The following is an 18,275-nucleotide window of genomic DNA, read 5'->3' on the forward strand; positions in this document are numbered from 1 at the left end:
TCAAACGAACATGAGTAAAGACATTCTGCTGGTTGTCGACGCCGTATCCAACGAGAAGGGCGTGGGCAAAAACGTGATCTTCGAGGCGCTGGAAGCGGCGCTGGCCTCTGCCGCCCGCCGGCGCGCCGGTGAAGAGATCGGCGCCCGTGTCGCCATCGACCGCACCACCGGCGAGTACGAAACATTCCGTCGCTGGGAAGTGCTCGAAGACGACGCCGAAATCGAGTTCCCCGAGGCCCAGCTGACGCTGAGCCAGGCGCGCGAACAGCAGGCCGACATCGAGGTGGGTGACTTCATCGAAGAACCGATGGAAAACCCGGAATTCGGCCGCATCGCCGCGCAGACCGCCAAGCAGGTGATCGTGCAGCGTGTCCGCGAAGCCGAACGCGCCCAGGTGGTCGAGGCCTTCGAGGGCCGCGAAGGCGAACTGGTCAACGGCATCGTCAAGCGCATCGAGCGCGGCAATGTCTACCTGGACCTGGGCGGCAACGCCGAGGCCTTTATCGGTTCGCGCCACATGATCCCGGGCGAGTCCGTGCGCCCCGGCGACCGCCTGCGAGCCTACCTGTTCGAGGTGCGCTCGGAAATCCGTGGCCCGCAGCTGTTCGCCAGCCGCACCATCAAGGAATTCCTGATGTCGCTGTTCGAGCTGGAAGTGCCGGAAATCGGCCAGGAGCTGATCTCGGTGATGGGCGCCGCCCGCGATCCGGGCCGCCGCGCCAAGATTGCCGTGCGTTCCAACGATCGCCGCACCGACCCGATCGGCGCCTGCGTGGGCATGCGCGGTTCGCGCGTGCAGGCCGTCAGCAATGAGCTGGCCGGCGAGCGCATCGACATCATCCTGTGGGACGAAAACCCGGCCCAGTTCGTCATCAATGCGATGGCCCCGGCCGAGGTCGCCGGCATCGTTGTCGACGAGGAAAAGCAGTCCATGGACATCGCCGTGGAAGAGCCGAACCTGTCCCAGGCCATTGGCCGTGGCGGCCAGAACGTGCGCCTGGCCAGCGAGCTGTCCGGCTGGGAACTGAACGTCATGACCACCGAGGACGCCGAGGCCAAGGGCGAGGAAGAGTCGCAGAAGTTGCTGCAGTCCTTCATGGAGCGCCTGGACGTTGACGAGGACGTGGCCGGCATCCTGGTGCAGGAAGGTTTCTCCAGCGTCGACGAAGTGGCCTACGTGCCCGAAGCCGAGCTGCTGGATATCGCCGAGTTCGACGAGGACATCGTCGAAGAACTCCGCCGCCGCGCCCGCGACGCGCTGCTGACGCAGCTGATCGCCCGCGAGGAAGCGCTGGAAGAGAACAAGCCGGCCGAAGACCTGCTGGCCCTCGACGGCATGAACGAGCGGCTGGCCTACAAGCTGGCCGAGCGGGGCGTCCGTACCCAGGAAGACCTGGCGGAACTGGCCGTCGACGAACTGCAGGATGTCGAGGAAAGCCTCGACGAGGAAGCGGCGGCGGCGCTGATCATGGCCGCGCGCGAACCCTGGTTCGCCGACAGCGAAGAAGAAGCAAAGACCGAAGAACAAGCGTAAGCAGGCCGGGCATCGCCCAGGCAGGAGCAAGATATGTCACAGGTAACCGTCTCACAATTGGCCGAGGTGCTCGGCGTCACCGTGGACAAGCTGATCAGCCAGCTCAATGAAGCCGGCATCAGCGCGTCGTCCGGCGACGAGCCCGTGTCCAATGACGACAAGAAAAAACTGCTGATGCACCTGCAGACCAGCCACGGCAAGTCCGAGTCAGACGCCTCGGCGCCGCGCAAGGTCACGCTGAAGCGGCGCTCGCACGAAGAGCTGAGTGTCTCCGGTGGCGGCCCCCGTGGCGGCAAGCGCATCGTCAACGTCGAGATCCGCAAGAAGCGGACCTACGTGAAGCGCGACGCCCTGGACAGCCAGAACCAGGAAGACCCGGAACGCGAGCAGGCTCGCAAGGCGCTTGAAGAGGCGCGCGCCGAGCGCGCCGCCAAGGCCGATGCCGAGAAGCAGGCGGCCGAGGAGAAGGCCCGCCACGAGGCCGAGGAGCAGGCCCGCAAGGACGCCGAAGAGCAGGCCAAGCGCGAAGCGGAAGAGCAGGAGCGTCGCGAGGCCGAGGAAAAGGCCCGCGAGGAAGCCGCCAAGCGCGAGGCCGAAGAGGCCGCACGCCGTGCCGACGAAGAGCGCGCCCGCAAGTTTGCCGCCGAAGAGCGTGCCCGTAAGAAAGAAAAGGTCAAGGAACCGGCCAAGCCAGCCACCCGCTACGGTCGCAAGGAATTGCACGTGGCCAAGGGTGCGGCGGGTCGTCGTCGCAAGCCCACTCGTCGCGTAAGCGGCGGTTCGGCCGGCAGCACCGAGCACGGTTTCTCCCGCCCCACCGCTCCGGTGGTTCGCGAGGTGGCCGTGCCGGAAACCATTACGGTGGGTGACCTGGCCAAGGAAATGGCGGTCAAGTCTGCCGAAGTCATCAAGGTGCTGATGGGCATGGGCATGATGGTCACCATCAACCAGCCGCTGGACCAGGATACGGCCATCCTCGTGGTCGAGGAAATGGGTCACAGCGCCAAGCCGGCGGAAGAAAAAGACATTGAGCAGGAACTGCTCGCGGTCGAGGAAGAAGCATCCAGCGATGCCGAGGCGGTGACCCGTCCGCCGGTCGTGACCGTCATGGGCCACGTTGACCACGGCAAGACCTCGCTGCTCGACTACATCCGCAAGTCGCGGGTGACGGCCGGTGAGGCCGGTGGCATTACCCAGCACATCGGCGCCTACCACGTGGATACCGACAAGGGCGGCATTACCTTCCTGGATACCCCGGGCCACGCCGCGTTTACCGCGATGCGTGCGCGCGGCGCCCAGGCTACGGATATCGTCATCCTGGTGGTGGCCGCCGACGACGGCGTCATGCCGCAGACCAAGGAAGCGATCCAGCACGCCCGCGCTGCCGGTGTGCCGCTGATCGTCGCCGTCAACAAGATGGACCGCCAGGAGGCGGACATCGAGCGTGTGAAGTCCGAACTGGCCGCCGAGGAAGTCGTGCCGGAGGACTGGGGTGGTGAAGAGCAGTTCATCCCGGTTTCTGCGCACACCGGCCAGGGCATCGATGACCTGCTCGAGGCGATCACGCTGCAGGCCGAGCTGCTGGAACTGACCGCGGTGGCCGATCGCAACGCCCGCGGTATCGTCATCGAATCCAGCCTGGACAAGGGCCGCGGCCCGTTGGCCACCGTGCTGGTCCAGGAAGGCACGCTCAAGCGTGGCGACATGATGCTGGCCGGTGAACAGATCGGCCGTGTTCGCGCCATGTTCGACGAGAATGGCGACAAGGTTGATGAAGTCGGCCCGTCTTACCCAGCCCAGGTGCTCGGTCTTTCCGGCGTACCGATGGCCGGCGACGAAATGCTGGTCGCGGCCAACGAGCGCAAGGCCCGCGAGGCCGCCTCGCAGCGCCAGGACCGCCAGCGCGAGGGCCGCCTGGCCCAGCAGCAGGCCGCCAACCTGCAGAACCTGTTCGACAACATGGGCAAGGACGACCAGCTTCAGGTGAACCTGTTGCTGCGCGCCGACGTGCAGGGAAGCGCGGAAGCATTGCGCGACTCGCTGGAGAAGCTCAGCAACGACGAGGTCAAGGTCAATATCGTCGCGTCCGGCGTGGGCGCCATCACCGAGTCCGACGCCTCCCTGGCGCAGGCTTCCGATGCCATCATCATCGGCTTTAACGTGCGTGCCGACGCGGCCGCGCGCAAGGTGATTTCCGAGGCCGACCTGGACCTGCACTACTACAGCGTCATTTACGACGCCATCGACGAGGTCAAGGCGGCCATTTCCGGCCTGCTGGGCACCGAGACGCGCGAGCAGATCATCGGCCTGGCCGAGGTCAAGGACGTGTTCCGCTCTTCCAAGCTGGGCGCCATCGCCGGCTCCCTGGTGGTCGAGGGCGTGGTGCGCCGTGACAACCCCATCCGCGTGCTGCGTGACAACGTGGTGATCTACGAGGGTGAGCTGGAGTCGCTGCGTCGCTTCAAGGACGACGTCAAGGAAGTGCAGTCCGGTACCGAGTGCGGTATCGGCGTGAAGCAGTACAACGACGTCAAGCCCGGCGACCAGATCGAGTGCTTCGAGCGCATCGAGGTCCAGCGCTCGCTGTAAGCGCAACCGGCCATGGCACCCCGTGAATTCAAGCGTTCAGAACGCGTCGCCGGCCAGATGCGGCGCGAACTGGCGACATTGATCCAGCGCGAGGTGGATGACCCGGAGTTGGGTTTCGTCAGTCTTTCCGACGTGGAGGTGACCCGTGACCTGGCTCACGCCAAGGTTTACGTCACCGTGTTCGAGGCCGACAAGGCCGCGGACAGCATCAAGGCCCTGAAGCGCGCGGCGGGTTTCCTGCGCATGCGCCTGGGGCAGGAAATGCGCATCCGCGCTGTGCCCGAGCTGCACTTCCACCACGATGCATCGGTGGAGACCGGTATCGCCATGGACGCGTTGATCGATCGGGCCGTGTCTTCCGACGGCCGCGATGACGCCGCGGGAGAAGGCGAAGAAGAATGAGCCGACGTCGTCGTGGCGAAGCCATCGACGGCGTCGTGCTGCTGGACAAGCCGGCCGGCCTGTCCTCCAACCAGGCCCTGCAACGCGTACGCCGCGCCTTCAATGCCCGCAAGGCCGGCCACACCGGCACCCTCGACCCGTTCGCCACCGGCATGTTGCCCCTGTGCTTGGGTGAAGCCACCAAGACGTCCGCATTCATACTCGATGCCGGCAAGGCCTACCGCGCCACGGCGCGCCTGGGTATCGCCACCAGCACCGGTGACCCCGAGGGCGAAGTGCTGCTAGAGCAGGACGTGCCCCCGGTCGACGAAGCGCGACTTCGCGATGTGCTCGACAGCTTTGTCGGCCTGGGTGAGCAGGTGCCACCCATGTATTCGGCCATCAAGCACCAGGGCCGGCCGCTGTATGAATACGCGCGCCGCGGCATCGAGATCGAGCGCCAGCCGCGGCCGGTGGAAATCCACGCCATCGAACTGCTGTCCATTGACGGTCCCGACATCCGTTTCGAAGTCACCTGCGGCAAGGGCACCTACATCCGCACCCTGGCCGAGGACATCGCCCGGGCCTTCGGCACCGTGGCCCACCTGGTCGCGCTGCGCCGCCAGTGGGTGCACCCTTTCGGCAGCCAAAGCATGGTGACGCTGGAACAGGTAGAGCAGGCGAGCGAGAACGGCGAACTCGATTCGCTGCGCCTGCCGGCCGATGCCGGGCTTGCCGACTGGCCGGTGGTCACCCTGGGCGCGGAAGCGCTCCAGCGGCTCGCCCACGGCAACCCCGTCGACTCGAACGGTAGCGAAAAAGGGCTGGTCCGGCTGCACGATTCCGAAGGCACCGCGCGCGGTATCGGCGAGTGCCTGGACGGGCAAATCAGGCCGCGCAGGGTGTTTGTCCGCGACGATCCGTGAATTCGCTGACAGCGGTGTCGCAAGTCGCTGGAATCACAGGTAAATTATCTTCCCCAAAAGCTTGTTTGCAGTGCACTTCAGGCGTACAATACGCGGCTCTTTCAACCCGGGGCTCGTAGAGGGCTTTGCAAAGACCCAGCCACGTCGACAAGTGATGTGGCGGCGGGTTTTTACAAAGGCCTCGAGGGCTCTAGTCATGGAGAACTAACCATGTCTTTTAGTGCTGAGGCAAAAAGCAAGATCGTCGAGGAATACAAGCGTTCGGAGAGCGATACCGGCTCACCGGAAGTTCAGGTTGCATTGTTGACCAGCCGTATTCGTCACCTGACCGATCATTTCAAAACCCACAAGGGTGATCACCACTCGCGTCGCGGCTTGCTGCGACTCGTGAATCAGCGTCGCAGCCTGCTCGACTACCTGAAGAAAAAGGACATCGAGCGGTACCGCGACCTGATTGGCCGTCTTGGCCTGCGTCGATAAACGCTTCTTTTGCCCGATTCGATCGACTAACCGCCTGGCAAACACCTGTTTCGCCAGCGGTTTGTCGTATCTGACATAAATTCAACGCAGGAATCTGACGTGCAAAAATTTACCAAGACGTTCCAGTACGGTGAGCACACCGTAACGATTGAAACCGGGCAGATCGCCCGACAGGCCGACGCGACCGTGATGGTCAAGATGGCCGACACCGTGGTCATGGTGGCCGCCGTGGGTCGCAAAGAGCAGAACCCCGGCCAGTCCTTCTTCCCGCTGACCGTCAACTACCAGGAGAAGTTCTACGCCGCGGGTCGCATCCCGGGTGGCTTCTTCAAGCGCGAAGGTCGCCCGACCGAAAAGGAAGTGCTGACCTGCCGCCTGATCGATCGCCCGATTCGCCCGCTGTTCCCGAAAGGCTTCCTGAACGAAGTCCAGATCACCGCCAACCTGGTGTCTTCCAACCCGGAAGTGGACGGCGACATCCCGGCGCTGATCGGTGCCTCCGCCGCCCTGGCCCTGTCCGGCATGCCGTTCGCCGGCCCGGTCGGCGCCGCCAAGGTCGGTTACGTCAACGGCGAGTACGTGCTGAACCCGACCGCCACCCAGCTGGAAGAGTCCAAGCTGGAACTGGTCGTGGCCGGTACCGAAAAGGCCGTTCTGATGGTGGAATCCGAAGCCGACCTGCTGTCTGAAGACGTGATGCTGGGCGCCGTGACCTTCGGCCACGAAGCCATGCAGACGGTCATCAAGGCCATCAACGAACTGGTCGCCGAAGTCGGCGTCACCGCGTGGAACTGGGAAGGCCCGGTCGAAAACACCGACCTGAAGGCCAAGGTCGAAGCCGCCGCGAAGGACGGCCTCGTCGCCGCTTACGGCAACGCCGACAAGATGGAGCGTCGCGACGCGGTCGCCGCCGTCAAGCAGCAGGTCATCGACCAACTGTGTGACGAGGACGACGAGAATGCACCGTCCGCCGGTGAAGTGGGTGAGTACTTCTACAAGCTGGAGAAGTTCCTGGTCCGCGACCGGATCCTGTCCGGCAACCCGCGTATCGACGGTCGTGACCCGATGACGGTTCGCCCGATCTCCGTGGAAACCGGCGTACTGCCGCGTACCCACGGTTCCGCGCTGTTCACCCGTGGCGAGACCCAGGCCATCGTGACCACCACGCTGGGCACCACGCGCGACGCGCAGATCATCGACGCGGTCACCGGTGAGTACAAAGACCCGTTCATGCTGCACTACAACTTCCCGCACTTCTGTGTGGGTGAGACCGGCTTTGCCGGTGGCCCCAAGCGCCGCGAAATCGGCCACGGCCGCCTGGCGCGCCGCGGCATCTCCGCCGTGCTGCCGTCACAGGAAGACTTCCCGTACGTCATCCGCGTGGTCTCCGAGATCACCGAGTCGAACGGCTCCTCCTCCATGGCGTCCGTGTGTGGTTCATCCCTGGCGCTGATGGATGCCGGTGTGCCGGTGAAGGCACCGGTGGCCGGTGTGGCCATGGGCCTGATCAAGGAAGGCGACCGCTTCGCGGTGCTGACCGATATCCTGGGTGACGAAGATCACCTGGGCGACATGGACTTCAAGGTGGCCGGTACTGCCGAAGGCATCACCGCGCTGCAGATGGACATCAAGATCGAAGGCATCAACGAGGAGATCATGAAGATCGCCCTGGCCCAGGCCCACGACGGCCGCCAGTTCATCCTCGGCGAAATGAACAAGGTCATCGACGCGCCGCGCGCCGAGATGAGCGAGTTCGCGCCGCGCCTGATGACCATCAAGATCCACCCGGACAAGATCCGCGACGTGATCGGTAAGGGTGGCGTGACCATCCGCTCCATCACCGAGGAGACCGGCGCCACCATCGACATCGCCGATGACGGCACCATCACCATCGGTTCCGTGGACAAGGCCGCCGGCGACGAAGCCCGTAAGCGCATCGAGCAGATCACCGCCGACATCGAGCCGGGCCAGATCTTCGAAGGCAAGGTCATCAAGATTATGAACTTCGGCGCCTTCGTTTCACTGACCCCGGGCCGTGACGGCCTGGTGCACATCTCCCAACTCTCCGACGAGCGCGTGGAAGAAGTCACCGACGTGGTCAAGGAAGGCGAGGTCGTGAAGGTGAAAGTGCTGGAAGTGGACAAGCAGGGCCGTATCCGCCTGTCCATGAAAGAGGTGAAGGACGGCGAGTAATCGTCACTTCAGCTCGAACGAATGAAAACGGCGCCTGCGGGCGCCGTTTTTTTATGCCCGGGTGTCAGCGGTCTCCGTGGGCGGACACCACCCAGTGGCAACCCGATGCGGCCCCCGGGTCGACGGTGATGCGAAGCGCCGGGTCAAGCTGGCTGGACTGGTCCAGGCCCTGGGGAAAACGAATCTCCTGGTTGGCAGAATGCCCAGCGCCCGCCAGGACCCGCGCAATGACTGGGCCATAAATGCGGTTCCGTTGGTCAAACGTCCGCACTGTGACAATGCAGGGCTTGCCCGGCATTTCGTCTGCTGCCACGTGGGCAGATACGAGCACCTGGCGCACGGTGTCGACGGTATTGACACCGATCGTGTGGGCCTCGGTGCTGGTTGCTTCACCAGACCAGGTGCCATAATCCCGCAGTGCCAGCGCAGCCGGACTCGTGAGTACCAGCCCGCAGGCCAGCATGGCGGACAGTGGTTGTACTGCCTTGTTCATCGCTCGTTCCTCCCATGATTGTTCGTGACTTCTACAGGGTTTAACGTGCGAAACAGCTAAAGACTGACACCCGGGTCAAACCAGGGCGAGGGCTCGTGCAGGACAGAACGCCCCGCGGTCAGTATTCCGCGTAGGCCACCGAGCGCCCCAGGCTGACATCATCGGCCAGGTGGACAAGTTCACCGCTGTCGATCGCGTACAGCCAGGCGGAATGCCGGGCACCACCGCCCAGCAGCTTGTCACGTGATTCCTGTAACACCAGCGCGCGCTGGTCATCCAGGTAGGCCAGGGGCCTGAAGGCCCGGTCAGCGGGCAGCCCCAGGGGGCGTGGCGCTTCGGCGGCAAGGTCCGTCAACAGCCATGGCGCCGACGCGTCGCCATCGCGTGGCGCGCAGGCCAATCGCTCCATGGCGTCGATCCAGACGGCGCCTTCCAGCCGACAGGTCGAGGACAGGGCATCAAGCGCCTGCAGCTCGCCACTGTGGCCGTCCCAGGAGTGAATGGTCGCCGCGCCATCGCGCAGGGTTTCCAGCAACAGCAGGCCCGGTGCGGCCTCGATCATGGCCGTCAAAGCTGCGCCGGAATGCGCCATGATCAGCTGGTTGGTGCTGCGGTCCTCGCTGGGCACCGCGAACAGGCTGTTGCCGTCGTCGTAGACCATCACTTCGGCCGCGGCCAGGAAGCGGGCGCGAACACCCCCGTAGAAGTCGCCTTTCTCGCCGGTGCGGCGATTGAACCAGGCAATGCGCGGCACGCGCCGGCGGTTGACCGTGTTGGTCTCGGCAATCAGCAGGTACTCGCCGCTGTAGGTCGACACCTCGCGGATCACCGTATCGCCCAGGTGCCCGGCCACCGAGACCTCTCCGGTCTGCAGGCCCAGCCGCATCAGGTACGCGCCGTTGCCGTAATACAGCGCGCCGCGGTAGGGCGAAGGGGGCTCGCCGCCGCAGGCGGCCAGGGCCGCGATCGCAGCCAGGAGCCAGGCCATTCGGGTCATTACACGAGGGAATTTCTGCATGAGCCCATGATAGGCCGGATTGGCGGTGAAAGGGGAAAGGGCCCGGAAACCCGGGCCCTTTCTGCTCAGTCGCTCGCGGGATTGCGCCCGGCGTGAATTATTTCCCTTGCTTGCCGCGTTGTCGCATCCGCACTTCCTTGTCAGGCACGCGGGTCATCACCCCATTTTGTGGCGTGGCACAGAACGCGGTCTGCTCCGCCAGCGTATGAAACTGCGCGAACGGTGACTCCCCGACAAAAATCGTCGCGCAGACCCAGCTGCCGGCAGGCGCGTCCTGCGGGATACGGAGTTCGAACATGACCGTTCGTGTCTCCCCGGAGGCCAGGTTGAGAGATTGCGGGGCGGGGTTGGCGACGCCATTGCGACCCAGCTGGAACCGGGTGCTCAGCACCGGGCGGGTGTAGTCCACGTACTCGACGGTGCTCCACACCTCGGCGCGCAGCCGTTTGCTGGTCCGCGCGCTGACCTCGATACCGAATCGGCAGGTCTGTCCGGCCACCGGCTCGCAATGGTGCAGTTCGCCGAGACGGACGGGGAAGGGCGCCAGGTGAAGGTCGCCGATGTCGACGTGCTCGTCCCGGCCAACTTGAAACGTTGCGCTCTCCAGGATGGAAAAACCGTCGGCCCTGGCCGTGATCCAGAAGTCGCCGGGTGCGACACGCCAGTACAGGCCATCGAAATGGAATTGGCCGTTTTCATCCGCGCTCGTCGACGCCAGTTCGAAGCACTGAGGGCCGTCACAGGTCGACAGCGTCACCCAGGCCCATGGGGGGACGATGCCCGGTATGGGGCTGCCGTCAAGCGCATCGCGCAGCTGGCCGCCAATGGAGCCGATGTACTGCTTCGGCGACATGCCCAGGACCCCCAGGTGCACGTTGGCGGCGGCTTCAGCCGTGAATATGTCGGTCAGGAACTCGTCAAAGCCTTCCGCGCGGAGCGACACCTGGTAGTCGCCATCCAGCAGCGGCTGGCCCCAGTAATCGGTGAGGAACGCGAACACCCCATGGGCATCGGCCAAGGCATCGGCGACGCCGTAAGTACATTCCGTGCCCGTGCACTGGTTCAGGTAGGCCACCACGTAGGGCGGCTCATAGCTTGACAGCGGTACGCCGGTTTCGGCGTTGAAGACCAGCCCGGAAATGCTGCCGATGCTGTTTCGCTCGGTCACTGAGAGGCGGTAACTGCCCTGGCCAACGCCGTTGAATCCGCTGTCGCAGCAGTTCGTTACGCCCACCGTGAACAGGCCGTCACCGGGAACGACAAGATGCAGCTGCGAGTTGAGTCCCTCGCCACTGTCGTCGTCAAACGCCATGAGCTGGCAGGCGGAATCGAACCAGCCGACGAACGGGTCACCCAGGTCGCCGGCACCGGTAGGCTGGCCCTCGAGGTCCAGGCGCAGAACTGTGCCAGGCTGGGCCGTGAACCGAAAGAAGTCGACATCGGCCTGCTCCGCAAACGGGTCCAGTTCCCCCAGGATAATGTGGGGTGAGCCAGACAGTGTTTCGGTTTGTGCCGTGTCACATGAATTGTTGGGCTCAAATTCCTGCGCCATGGCCCAGGCGGGCAGGAACAGCCAGAACAGCGCGCTGGCCAGTAAGCCGCGCGCGAGAATTGGGGTACGCATTTTGACGACACCCTCCTTCGGGTGATCGGGGGTATCACGCGGAGCAGGAGCCGCGCGAATGATGCCGAGCCTGTCCGACGGCGGCCGGGGTGGCCGCGTTCCTGCCGGATGTCCGGTCGGGGCAGTGGCCAGGCAGGCCACCAAGCGTTATTTATACGCCGTTTTTTAAGTTTGGCAATAAATAAATATACATTAAAAACATAAGGATATGAGCGTTTAGGGCAAAACATGAAAAAATCTGAAAAAAGATCGGGGTATTTCCCCGGTTTTCCCGCTATACAGGATGGGGGAACACCTCAGGGGACGAACGGGCAGGCGCAAGGGGGATCGACGCGCGACTGCCCGAGAGCGAACCAGCCGGACCCGGCGCACCGGGTCCGGCTGTTTTTGTTCGCGGTTGACCCTCACTGCGGATATGCAACAATCGTGGCCATTCATGCACACCCGGTCACGGATGACAGATAACGACATCACAGGCTTGCTTCACCAGTGGTCAGGCGGCGAGGAGCGAGCGCTCGAGCAACTGACGCCCCTGGTCTACGAGCAATTGCACCAGCTGGCCTGCCGTCATTTCCGCCGCGAATCTGCCGGTCACACACTGCAGCCCACTGCGTTGGTCAACGAGGCCTACCAGATGCTGGTGGGCGTCGACATCGACTGGAAAGACCGCAATCACTTCATGGCATTGTGCTCGCGCATGATGCGCCGTGTGCTGGTCAATCATGCCAATACCCGTAACGCCGCCAAGCGCGGTGGCGATGCCATGCATGTGACGTATATCGAGGAGCTGGCCGACGGCGCACCGGCGCTGGAGGCGGATGTGCTGGCGCTGGACGCGGCCCTGGACGAGCTCGAGGCCTTCGATGAGCGCAAGGCGCGGGCGCTGGAACTGCATTACTTTGCCGGCATGACCTACGCGGAGATGGCGGAAATCCTGGGCGTGGCCGAATCGACCGTGCACGCCGACCTGCGGATTTCCAAGGCCTGGCTGTTCAAGCGCCTGCAGGCCGCCTGAAACCATGGATATTGAACTGTGGAAAAAGGCCGAAGCGCTGTTTGCCCAGTGCGCCGATATGCAGGCCGCAGAGCAAGCGGCCTGGCTGGAAGCGGCCTGTGACGGCGACGTTGAGCTGCGTGCACTGGTTGACGACCTTCTGGCCGGGGACCAGATCGAGGATCCGGTAGCGCCGACACTGGAGCGCGCCGCCGCCGACGTGGGCGCGGGGCAGGAGAGTGCCTGGCTGGGGCGCGAGATCGGCGCCTACACGCTCACCGCGAAGATTGCCGCCGGTGGCATGGGCGTGGTCTTCAGGGGGCGGCGCTCGGACACCGCCTACGACCAGGAGGTGGCCATCAAGCTGTTGACCAGCTCGCTGGTCACCGGCGAACTGCGCCGCCGGCTGCTGGTTGAGCGGCAAATCCTGGCCGACCTGAATCACCCCAACATCTGCCGTCTCCTCGACGGCGGTGAAACCGATGAAGGCGTGCCGTACCTGGTCATGGAGCTGATCGAGGGGGTGCCGATTACCGAGTACTGTGATCGCGAGCAGTTGGGGCTCAACGCCCGCGTGGAGCTGGCGCGGCAGGTGTGCGACGCGGTGCAGTTCGCGCACCGGAACCTGGTCGTCCACCGTGACATCAAGCCCGGGAATATCCTGGTGACTAAGGACGGCACGCCCAAGCTGCTGGATTTCGGCATCGCCAAGTTGCTGGACCCGGTGGCCACGGCGGGTGGCGGCCATACCACCATCGAGGGGTTTCGCCTGCTGTCGCCGCGCTACGCCAGTCCCGAGCAGGTTCTGGGCGGGCCGGTGACCACGGCCAGCGACACCTACAGCCTGGGCATGCTGATCTATGAACTGCTCTGCGGCAGTGACCCGTTTGGCCGGGACGAGACCGCGGCCACCACGGGTGGGCGCCTGCCGGCTCCCGACTTCGAACATCCCGCGCGACCGTCGCGACGGCTGGCCCAGCTGGAACATGCCGATGAGATCGCAACCCGGCGCCGCCAGACTGTTACGGGCCTGGCCCGGGCGCTGAAAGGCGACCTGGAAACCATCCTGATGAAGGCGCTGCGTGCCGAGCCGGAGAACCGCTATGCCACGGCAAGGGAACTGGCGGACGACCTGGACCGTTTTCTCGATTCGCGGCCTGTGCAGGCGCGCCCACCGACGGCCGGGTACCTGGTGTCGCGGTTCTGGCGGCGGCACCGTGGCGCCTCGATCGCCGCGGTCGTGGCCGTCCTGTCGCTGGTGGCCGGCGCGGGCGTCGCCACCTATGGTTTTGTCGAGGCCAAGCGCGCCGAGCGGATCGCCGAAGAAGAGGCGCGCAGCGCCGAGGCGGTCGCGGGCTTCCTGGTCGACCTGTTCGACGAGGCGAACCCCAATGTTTCGGCCGGTGAGCCACGCAGCGTGCACGAGTTGCTGGATATCGGTGCGGCGAAAGTGGCCGAGGAACTCGCCGACTCGCCGATGGCCCAGATCGCCGTGCTGGAGTCGCTGAGCTCCGCCTACAAGTCGATGGACGACCTGGACGCGGCCACGGGTTTGTTTGAGCGCATGCTGGCCCTGCGGCGCGAGCACTCGCCCGATGATGTCGAGCCGCAGGTGGTCATCCTGTCGCAACTGGGTGATATCGCCCGCATGAATGAAGACCTGGCCACGGCGCGCGATTACCTGGGCCAGGCACTGGCCCTGCACGAGGCGCGCATCGGTGAGCCGACGGAGTCACTCAGCGATACCACCAACAACCTGGCCCTGGTACTTGAGCACTCTGGTGAGCACGACGAGGCCATGGCGATGATGAAGCAGTCGCTGGCCATCCGCCGTGCGCTCTACGAGGCGCCGCATGGCAAGATTTCCACCGGCCTGCATAACGTCGGCTGGCTGCTGTCACGGAACGGCGACCTGGCCGAGGCGGAGCAGTACCTGCAAGACGCCATCGATATGCGCGTCCAGGTCTACGGCGAGATTCATCCACGTGTGGGGGTCACAACCATGGTGCTGTCGCGGGTGCAGTCCCTGCGCGGCAACCTGGAGGGTGCCGCGGCGTCGGCACAGAAGGCGCATGACATTGCCACCACGGTCTACCCTGACAGCCACGTGGAAATCGCCCTGACGCTCTACGAGGTGGGCGTGGCGCGCGAGAAGGCGGGTGAACTGGTCGAGGCCAACCGTATTTACCGGGAGGTCGCCGACATGGACCGGGAGCGCGACGGCCCGGTGACAAATGACCTGGCGTTTTCGCTGAAGGCCGTCGGCCGCACCTGGATCGACCTGGCGCGCTACCCGGAGGCACAGGCCGCGCTGGCCGAGTCGATGGACATCTTCGCGCAGCTGCAGCAGGACACCGTGCGCTCACGCTTCGATGCCGACAACCAGTACGCGCGCCTGCTTGTGCGCAGCGGCGAGCCCGCCGCGGCGCTGGAGCACCTGGGGCCGGTCGGCACGGGGGATGACGTGGTCACCCCGGGCGCGCGCATGTGGGTAGAGCGGAACATCGTCCGGGCGGAGGCGCTGGTCGCGCTTGAGCAGCTGGCCGAGGCCAGCCGCGTGATGATCGAAACGCTGGCCGCCATTGAAGATCGGCCGGCTGAACGCCGTGAACGTTACCCGGAAGCGCTGCACCAGGCGGCGAAAGTGGAGTTGGCATCGGGCGACGCCGTGGCGGCCCAGGCCACGCTGTTAAACGCTCTCGAACAATACGCGCTGAAATGGGATGACGATTACTGGCCCGCGGCGCTGGCGCGCGCCGACCTGGCCCGGGCCGCATGCCAGCGCGGCGATGCGGCGCGCTCGAGCCGGGAGCTGGACATCGCGGTGCCGGCATTGCGGGCGGCCCTGGGTGAGGACCACCCGCAGACACGGTTCTGGTCTGCCGAGTACTTCTGTCCCGCGGCCTCAGTTGCCGCCGAACTCGCCGAAGAACGCGCCGGCGTCCGCTAGCCCTTCGAAGCCAAAAATCCACACGGCCGCATTCCGACCATGACCTTTGGCGCTGGCGGTTCGGTCGCCGGTCATGGAACATGGCGCGGTTTTCAGAACAACATGCGAGACGTTCCATGACGCTGAAGTCCCTTGCGGCCACCATGCTGGCCACCTCTTCGCTGGCCATCGCGCCGATGACCTTTGCCGCCGACATACCCGATGTCGACATTCCCTACGAGCGCTTCACCCTGGACAACGGCCTGACCGTCATCGTCCACGAAGACCGCAAGGCGCCGATCGTCGCCGTCAGCGTCTGGTACAAGGTCGGCTCCAAGGACGAGCCGCGGGGCAAGACCGGTTTCGCCCACCTGTTCGAACACCTGATGTTCAACGGCAGCGAAAACTACGATGACGAATTCTTCAAGCCGCTGGAGCAGGTGGGCGCCACCAACTCCAACGGCACCACCTGGCTGGACCGCACCAACTACTTCCAGAACGTGCCCACCCCGGCACTGGACATGGCGCTGTGGCTGGAATCCGACCGCATGGGCCACTTGCTGGGCGCGGTGACGCAGGAGAAGCTGGATAACCAGCGTGGCGTGGTGCAGAACGAGAAGCGCCAGGGCGACAACCAGCCCTACGGCCAGGTCTACTACCGCGTGCTCGAGGGCCTCTACCCCGAGGGTCACCCCTACGCGCACAGCACCATCGGCTCGATGGCCGACCTGGACGCGGCTTCGCTGGAGGACGTACACCAGTGGTTCAAGGACTTCTACGGCGCGGCCAACTCCGTGGTCGTGCTGGCCGGCGATATCGACGCCGAGACCGCGCGTCCGCTGATGGAAAAATACTTCGGCGACATCGAGGCCGGCCCGCCGGTCAAGCGCATGACCGCCTGGTTGCCCGAGCGCACGCATGACACGTTCGAGGTCCAGTACGACCGCGTGCCGCAGACCCGTACCTACCGCCTGTGGTCGGTGCCGGGCCGCACCACGCAGACCCGCTCGGAGCTGGACCTGGCCGCGGCCGTCCTTGGCTCCGGCAAGAACTCGCGCCTGTACCAGGCCCTGGTCTACAACGAACAGCTGGCGACCGAGGTCGACGTGCAGGTGGAAGAGCACCTGCTGGCCAGCAACTTCTGGGTTGACGTGACGCTGAAGCAGGGTGCTTCCCTGGAGCAGGTTAACGCCATCATCGATCGTGAAATGGCGCGCTTCCTGGACGAGGGTCCGACGGCCGACGAACTCGAGCGCGCCCAGGCAGGCTACAACGCCGCCCGCGTGCGTGGCCTGGAGCAGATCGGCGGGTTCAGCGGCAAGGCCAACGTGCTGGCGCAGGGTGAACTCTACGCCAACGACCCGGGCTTCTTCCGCACCGAACTGACCTGGATCAACGAGGCCACGCCGGAAAGCGTCCGTGCGGCCGCCGCCGAATGGCTGGGCCCCGGCCGTTACCAGCTGGATGTTCTGCCTTACGGTGAGCACACCACGGTGGCCAGCGATGTCGATCGCAGCCAGGGCCTGCCGCCGGTGGGCGACATGCCGCGGCTGAGCTTCCCCGAAGTGCAGCGTGCCGAACTCGGGAACGGCCTGCAGGTGGTCCTGGCCGAGCGCCACACGGTGCCGGTCGTAAATATGGCCATCCAGTTCGACGCCGGTTACGCCGCGGACTCGCTGGGCAAGCTCGGCGCGGCCAGCTTCACGCTGGCGATGCTGGACGAGGGCACCGAGGACCGTGACGCGCTGGAAATTTCCGCCGAGGCCGATCGCCTGGGCGCGAACATCAGCACCAGTTCCAACCTCGACATGTCCACCGTCAACCTGTCGGCGCTGAAGGGCGCCCTGGAGCCGTCGGTGGAACTGTTCGCCGACGTGGTCCGTAACCCGGCCTTCGACGACGAGGAAATTGAGCGCCTGCGCGGCCGGTGGATTGCCGGCATCCAGCAGGAAAAGACCCAGCCGGTGCAGATCGCGCTGCGTAACCTGCCGCCGCTGGTTTACGGCAAGGACCACGCCTACGGCGTACCGATGACCGGTTCTGGCACCGAGGACTCGATCGCCAGCCTGGAGCGCGATGACCTGGTGGCGTTCCACCGCACCTGGATCCGCCCCGACAACGCCACGCTGTTCGTTACCGGTGACACCACCATGGACGAAATCCTGCCGGTGCTCGAAGACGCATTCGGCAAGTGGCGCGCACCGCGCTCCGCCGTGCCGCAAAAGAACCTGGCCGATGTGCCGATGGCCGAGACCGGCCGCGTGCTGATCATCGACAAACCCGGCTCGCCGCAGTCCATGGTGCTGGCCGGCCACGTTGCGCCGCCCACCGGCGCGGACAACAACCTGGCCATCGATACGTCCACGGACATCCTGGGCGGCCAGTTCACCGCGCGCGTCAACATGAACCTGCGCGAGGACAAGGGCTGGGCCTACGGCGCCTACACGTTCTCCCCGGATGCCCGCGGCCAGCGCATGTGGATCGCTTACGCGCCGGTGCAGACCGACAAGACCGGCGATTCGCTGGCCGAGCTGGTGCGCGAGTTCGACGAGTACACCGACGAGGCCCCGGCGACCCAGGACGAGCTGAACAAGAGCGTCCGCAACGCCGTCAACAGCCTGCCCGGCCAGTTCGAGACCAGCAATGCCGTACTCGGTGCGCTGCTGTCCAACCAGCGCTTCGGCCGCCCGGACGACTACGTCACCACGCTGGAGTCGCAGTACGATGCGCTCGACCTGGAAAACATCCAGGGCGCGGCGGAAGAGGTGATTCACCCCGAACGCCTGACCTGGCTGATTGTCGGTGACCGCGAGCAGATCGAGGCCCAGCTCGAAGGCCTGGACCTGGGTGAAGTCACTGTCCTCGACGCCGACGGCAACCCGGTCGAGTGACGGGTAACGCGTAACGCGTGACGCCGGGGCGGTGTCGCATGCCCTGGGGAGGGGCTTACTCCTTTCCGGACTCGCTCGAGTCCATCCTTGGATCGCTCATCGGCGGCATCCGTGCCGCCGAAGGTCCGGAAAGGAGCAACCCCCTCCCCAGGGGGTGGAACGCTTTTCGTCACGCGTTACGCGTCACGCGTCACGCGTCACCCAAAACACAAGATATTGACAA

At 65.0% G+C, this 18,275-nt stretch carries 12 protein-coding genes; 9 read left to right on the forward strand and 3 right to left on the reverse strand.

What is annotated here, in order from left to right; translation table 11 throughout:
• Nucleotides 1-10 precede the first annotated feature (10 nt).
• From nusA to pnp, 6 genes are all read left to right on the forward strand, one after another.
• On the forward strand, nucleotides 11-1,534 hold the full coding sequence (gene nusA, locus F3N42_RS13095; RefSeq protein WP_150864933.1) for a transcription termination factor NusA: 1,524 nt from the start codon (nucleotides 11-13) through the stop codon (nucleotides 1,532-1,534).
• A 33-nt stretch (nucleotides 1,535-1,567) separates the two neighbouring features.
• On the forward strand, nucleotides 1,568-4,123 hold the full coding sequence (gene infB, locus F3N42_RS13100; RefSeq protein ID WP_150864934.1) for a translation initiation factor IF-2: 2,556 nt from the start codon (nucleotides 1,568-1,570) through the stop codon (nucleotides 4,121-4,123).
• Between the two features lie 12 nt (nucleotides 4,124-4,135).
• The gene (rbfA, locus tag F3N42_RS13105; protein ID WP_150864935.1) at nucleotides 4,136-4,525 is read left to right on the forward strand and encodes a 30S ribosome-binding factor RbfA; all 390 of its coding nucleotides are present in this window, start codon (nucleotides 4,136-4,138) and stop codon (nucleotides 4,523-4,525) included.
• A complete protein-coding gene (gene truB, locus F3N42_RS13110; protein ID WP_150864936.1) occupies nucleotides 4,522-5,430 on the forward strand; it encodes a tRNA pseudouridine(55) synthase TruB in 909 nt (302 codons plus the stop codon). Before rbfA ends, truB begins: the two co-directional genes overlap by 4 nt.
• A gap of 210 nt (nucleotides 5,431-5,640) precedes the next feature.
• The gene (gene rpsO / locus F3N42_RS13115) at nucleotides 5,641-5,910 is read left to right on the forward strand and encodes a 30S ribosomal protein S15 (protein WP_150864937.1); all 270 of its coding nucleotides are present in this window, start codon (nucleotides 5,641-5,643) and stop codon (nucleotides 5,908-5,910) included.
• Nucleotides 5,911-6,009: 99 nt separating this feature from the next.
• Complete coding sequence (gene pnp, locus F3N42_RS13120; protein WP_150864938.1) at nucleotides 6,010-8,103, forward strand: polyribonucleotide nucleotidyltransferase; 2,094 nt, start codon at nucleotides 6,010-6,012, stop codon at nucleotides 8,101-8,103.
• A gap of 64 nt (nucleotides 8,104-8,167) precedes the next feature.
• Here pnp and F3N42_RS13125 read toward each other — a convergent pair whose 3' ends face one another.
• The 3 genes from F3N42_RS13125 to F3N42_RS13135 form a co-directional block, all read right to left on the reverse strand.
• The gene (locus F3N42_RS13125; RefSeq protein ID WP_150864939.1) at nucleotides 8,168-8,596 is read right to left on the reverse strand and encodes a hypothetical protein; all 429 of its coding nucleotides are present in this window, start codon (nucleotides 8,594-8,596) and stop codon (nucleotides 8,168-8,170) included.
• A gap of 118 nt (nucleotides 8,597-8,714) precedes the next feature.
• Nucleotides 8,715-9,593, reverse strand: coding sequence for a hypothetical protein (locus F3N42_RS13130; protein WP_150864940.1), 879 nt, complete (start codon nucleotides 9,591-9,593; stop codon nucleotides 8,715-8,717).
• Between the two features lie 118 nt (nucleotides 9,594-9,711).
• Nucleotides 9,712-11,238 (reverse strand): carboxypeptidase-like regulatory domain-containing protein, encoded by a 1,527-nt coding sequence (locus F3N42_RS13135; RefSeq protein WP_150864941.1) that lies wholly within the window; start codon nucleotides 11,236-11,238, stop codon nucleotides 9,712-9,714.
• Between the two features lie 454 nt (nucleotides 11,239-11,692).
• Between F3N42_RS13135 and F3N42_RS13140 the strand changes: the two genes are divergently transcribed.
• From F3N42_RS13140 to F3N42_RS13150, 3 genes are all read left to right on the forward strand, one after another.
• A complete protein-coding gene (locus F3N42_RS13140) occupies nucleotides 11,693-12,253 on the forward strand; it encodes an ECF-type sigma factor (protein WP_191621412.1) in 561 nt (186 codons plus the stop codon).
• A gap of 4 nt (nucleotides 12,254-12,257) precedes the next feature.
• Nucleotides 12,258-15,182: a serine/threonine-protein kinase gene (locus tag F3N42_RS13145; protein ID WP_150864943.1), complete on the forward strand. Its 2,925-nt coding sequence runs from the start codon at nucleotides 12,258-12,260 to the stop codon at nucleotides 15,180-15,182.
• Nucleotides 15,183-15,298: 116 nt separating this feature from the next.
• The gene (locus tag F3N42_RS13150; protein ID WP_150864944.1) at nucleotides 15,299-18,052 is read left to right on the forward strand and encodes a M16 family metallopeptidase; all 2,754 of its coding nucleotides are present in this window, start codon (nucleotides 15,299-15,301) and stop codon (nucleotides 18,050-18,052) included.
• Nucleotides 18,053-18,275: the final 223 nt, after the last annotated feature.

This window comes from Marinihelvus fidelis (genome assembly GCF_008725655.1).
GTDB classification, from domain to species: domain Bacteria; phylum Pseudomonadota; class Gammaproteobacteria; order Xanthomonadales; family SZUA-36; genus Marinihelvus; species Marinihelvus fidelis.

Coding starts and splice junctions, on each gene's coding strand:
- nusA (WP_150864933.1), top strand. CDS start 11: ATGAGTAAAGACATTCTGCTGGTTGTCGACGCCGTATCCAACGAGAAG.
- infB (WP_150864934.1), top strand. CDS start 1,568: ATGTCACAGGTAACCGTCTCACAATTGGCCGAGGTGCTCGGCGTCACC.
- rbfA (WP_150864935.1), top strand. CDS start 4,136: ATGGCACCCCGTGAATTCAAGCGTTCAGAACGCGTCGCCGGCCAGATG.
- truB (WP_150864936.1), top strand. CDS start 4,522: ATGAGCCGACGTCGTCGTGGCGAAGCCATCGACGGCGTCGTGCTGCTG.
- rpsO (WP_150864937.1), top strand. CDS start 5,641: ATGTCTTTTAGTGCTGAGGCAAAAAGCAAGATCGTCGAGGAATACAAG.
- F3N42_RS13125 (WP_150864939.1), bottom strand. CDS start 8,596: ATGAACAAGGCAGTACAACCACTGTCCGCCATGCTGGCCTGCGGGCTG.
- F3N42_RS13130 (WP_150864940.1), bottom strand. CDS start 9,593: ATGACCCGAATGGCCTGGCTCCTGGCTGCGATCGCGGCCCTGGCCGCC.
- F3N42_RS13135 (WP_150864941.1), bottom strand. CDS start 11,238: ATGCGTACCCCAATTCTCGCGCGCGGCTTACTGGCCAGCGCGCTGTTC.
- F3N42_RS13140 (WP_191621412.1), top strand. CDS start 11,693: ATGACAGATAACGACATCACAGGCTTGCTTCACCAGTGGTCAGGCGGC.
- F3N42_RS13145 (WP_150864943.1), top strand. CDS start 12,258: ATGGATATTGAACTGTGGAAAAAGGCCGAAGCGCTGTTTGCCCAGTGC.
- F3N42_RS13150 (WP_150864944.1), top strand. CDS start 15,299: ATGACGCTGAAGTCCCTTGCGGCCACCATGCTGGCCACCTCTTCGCTG.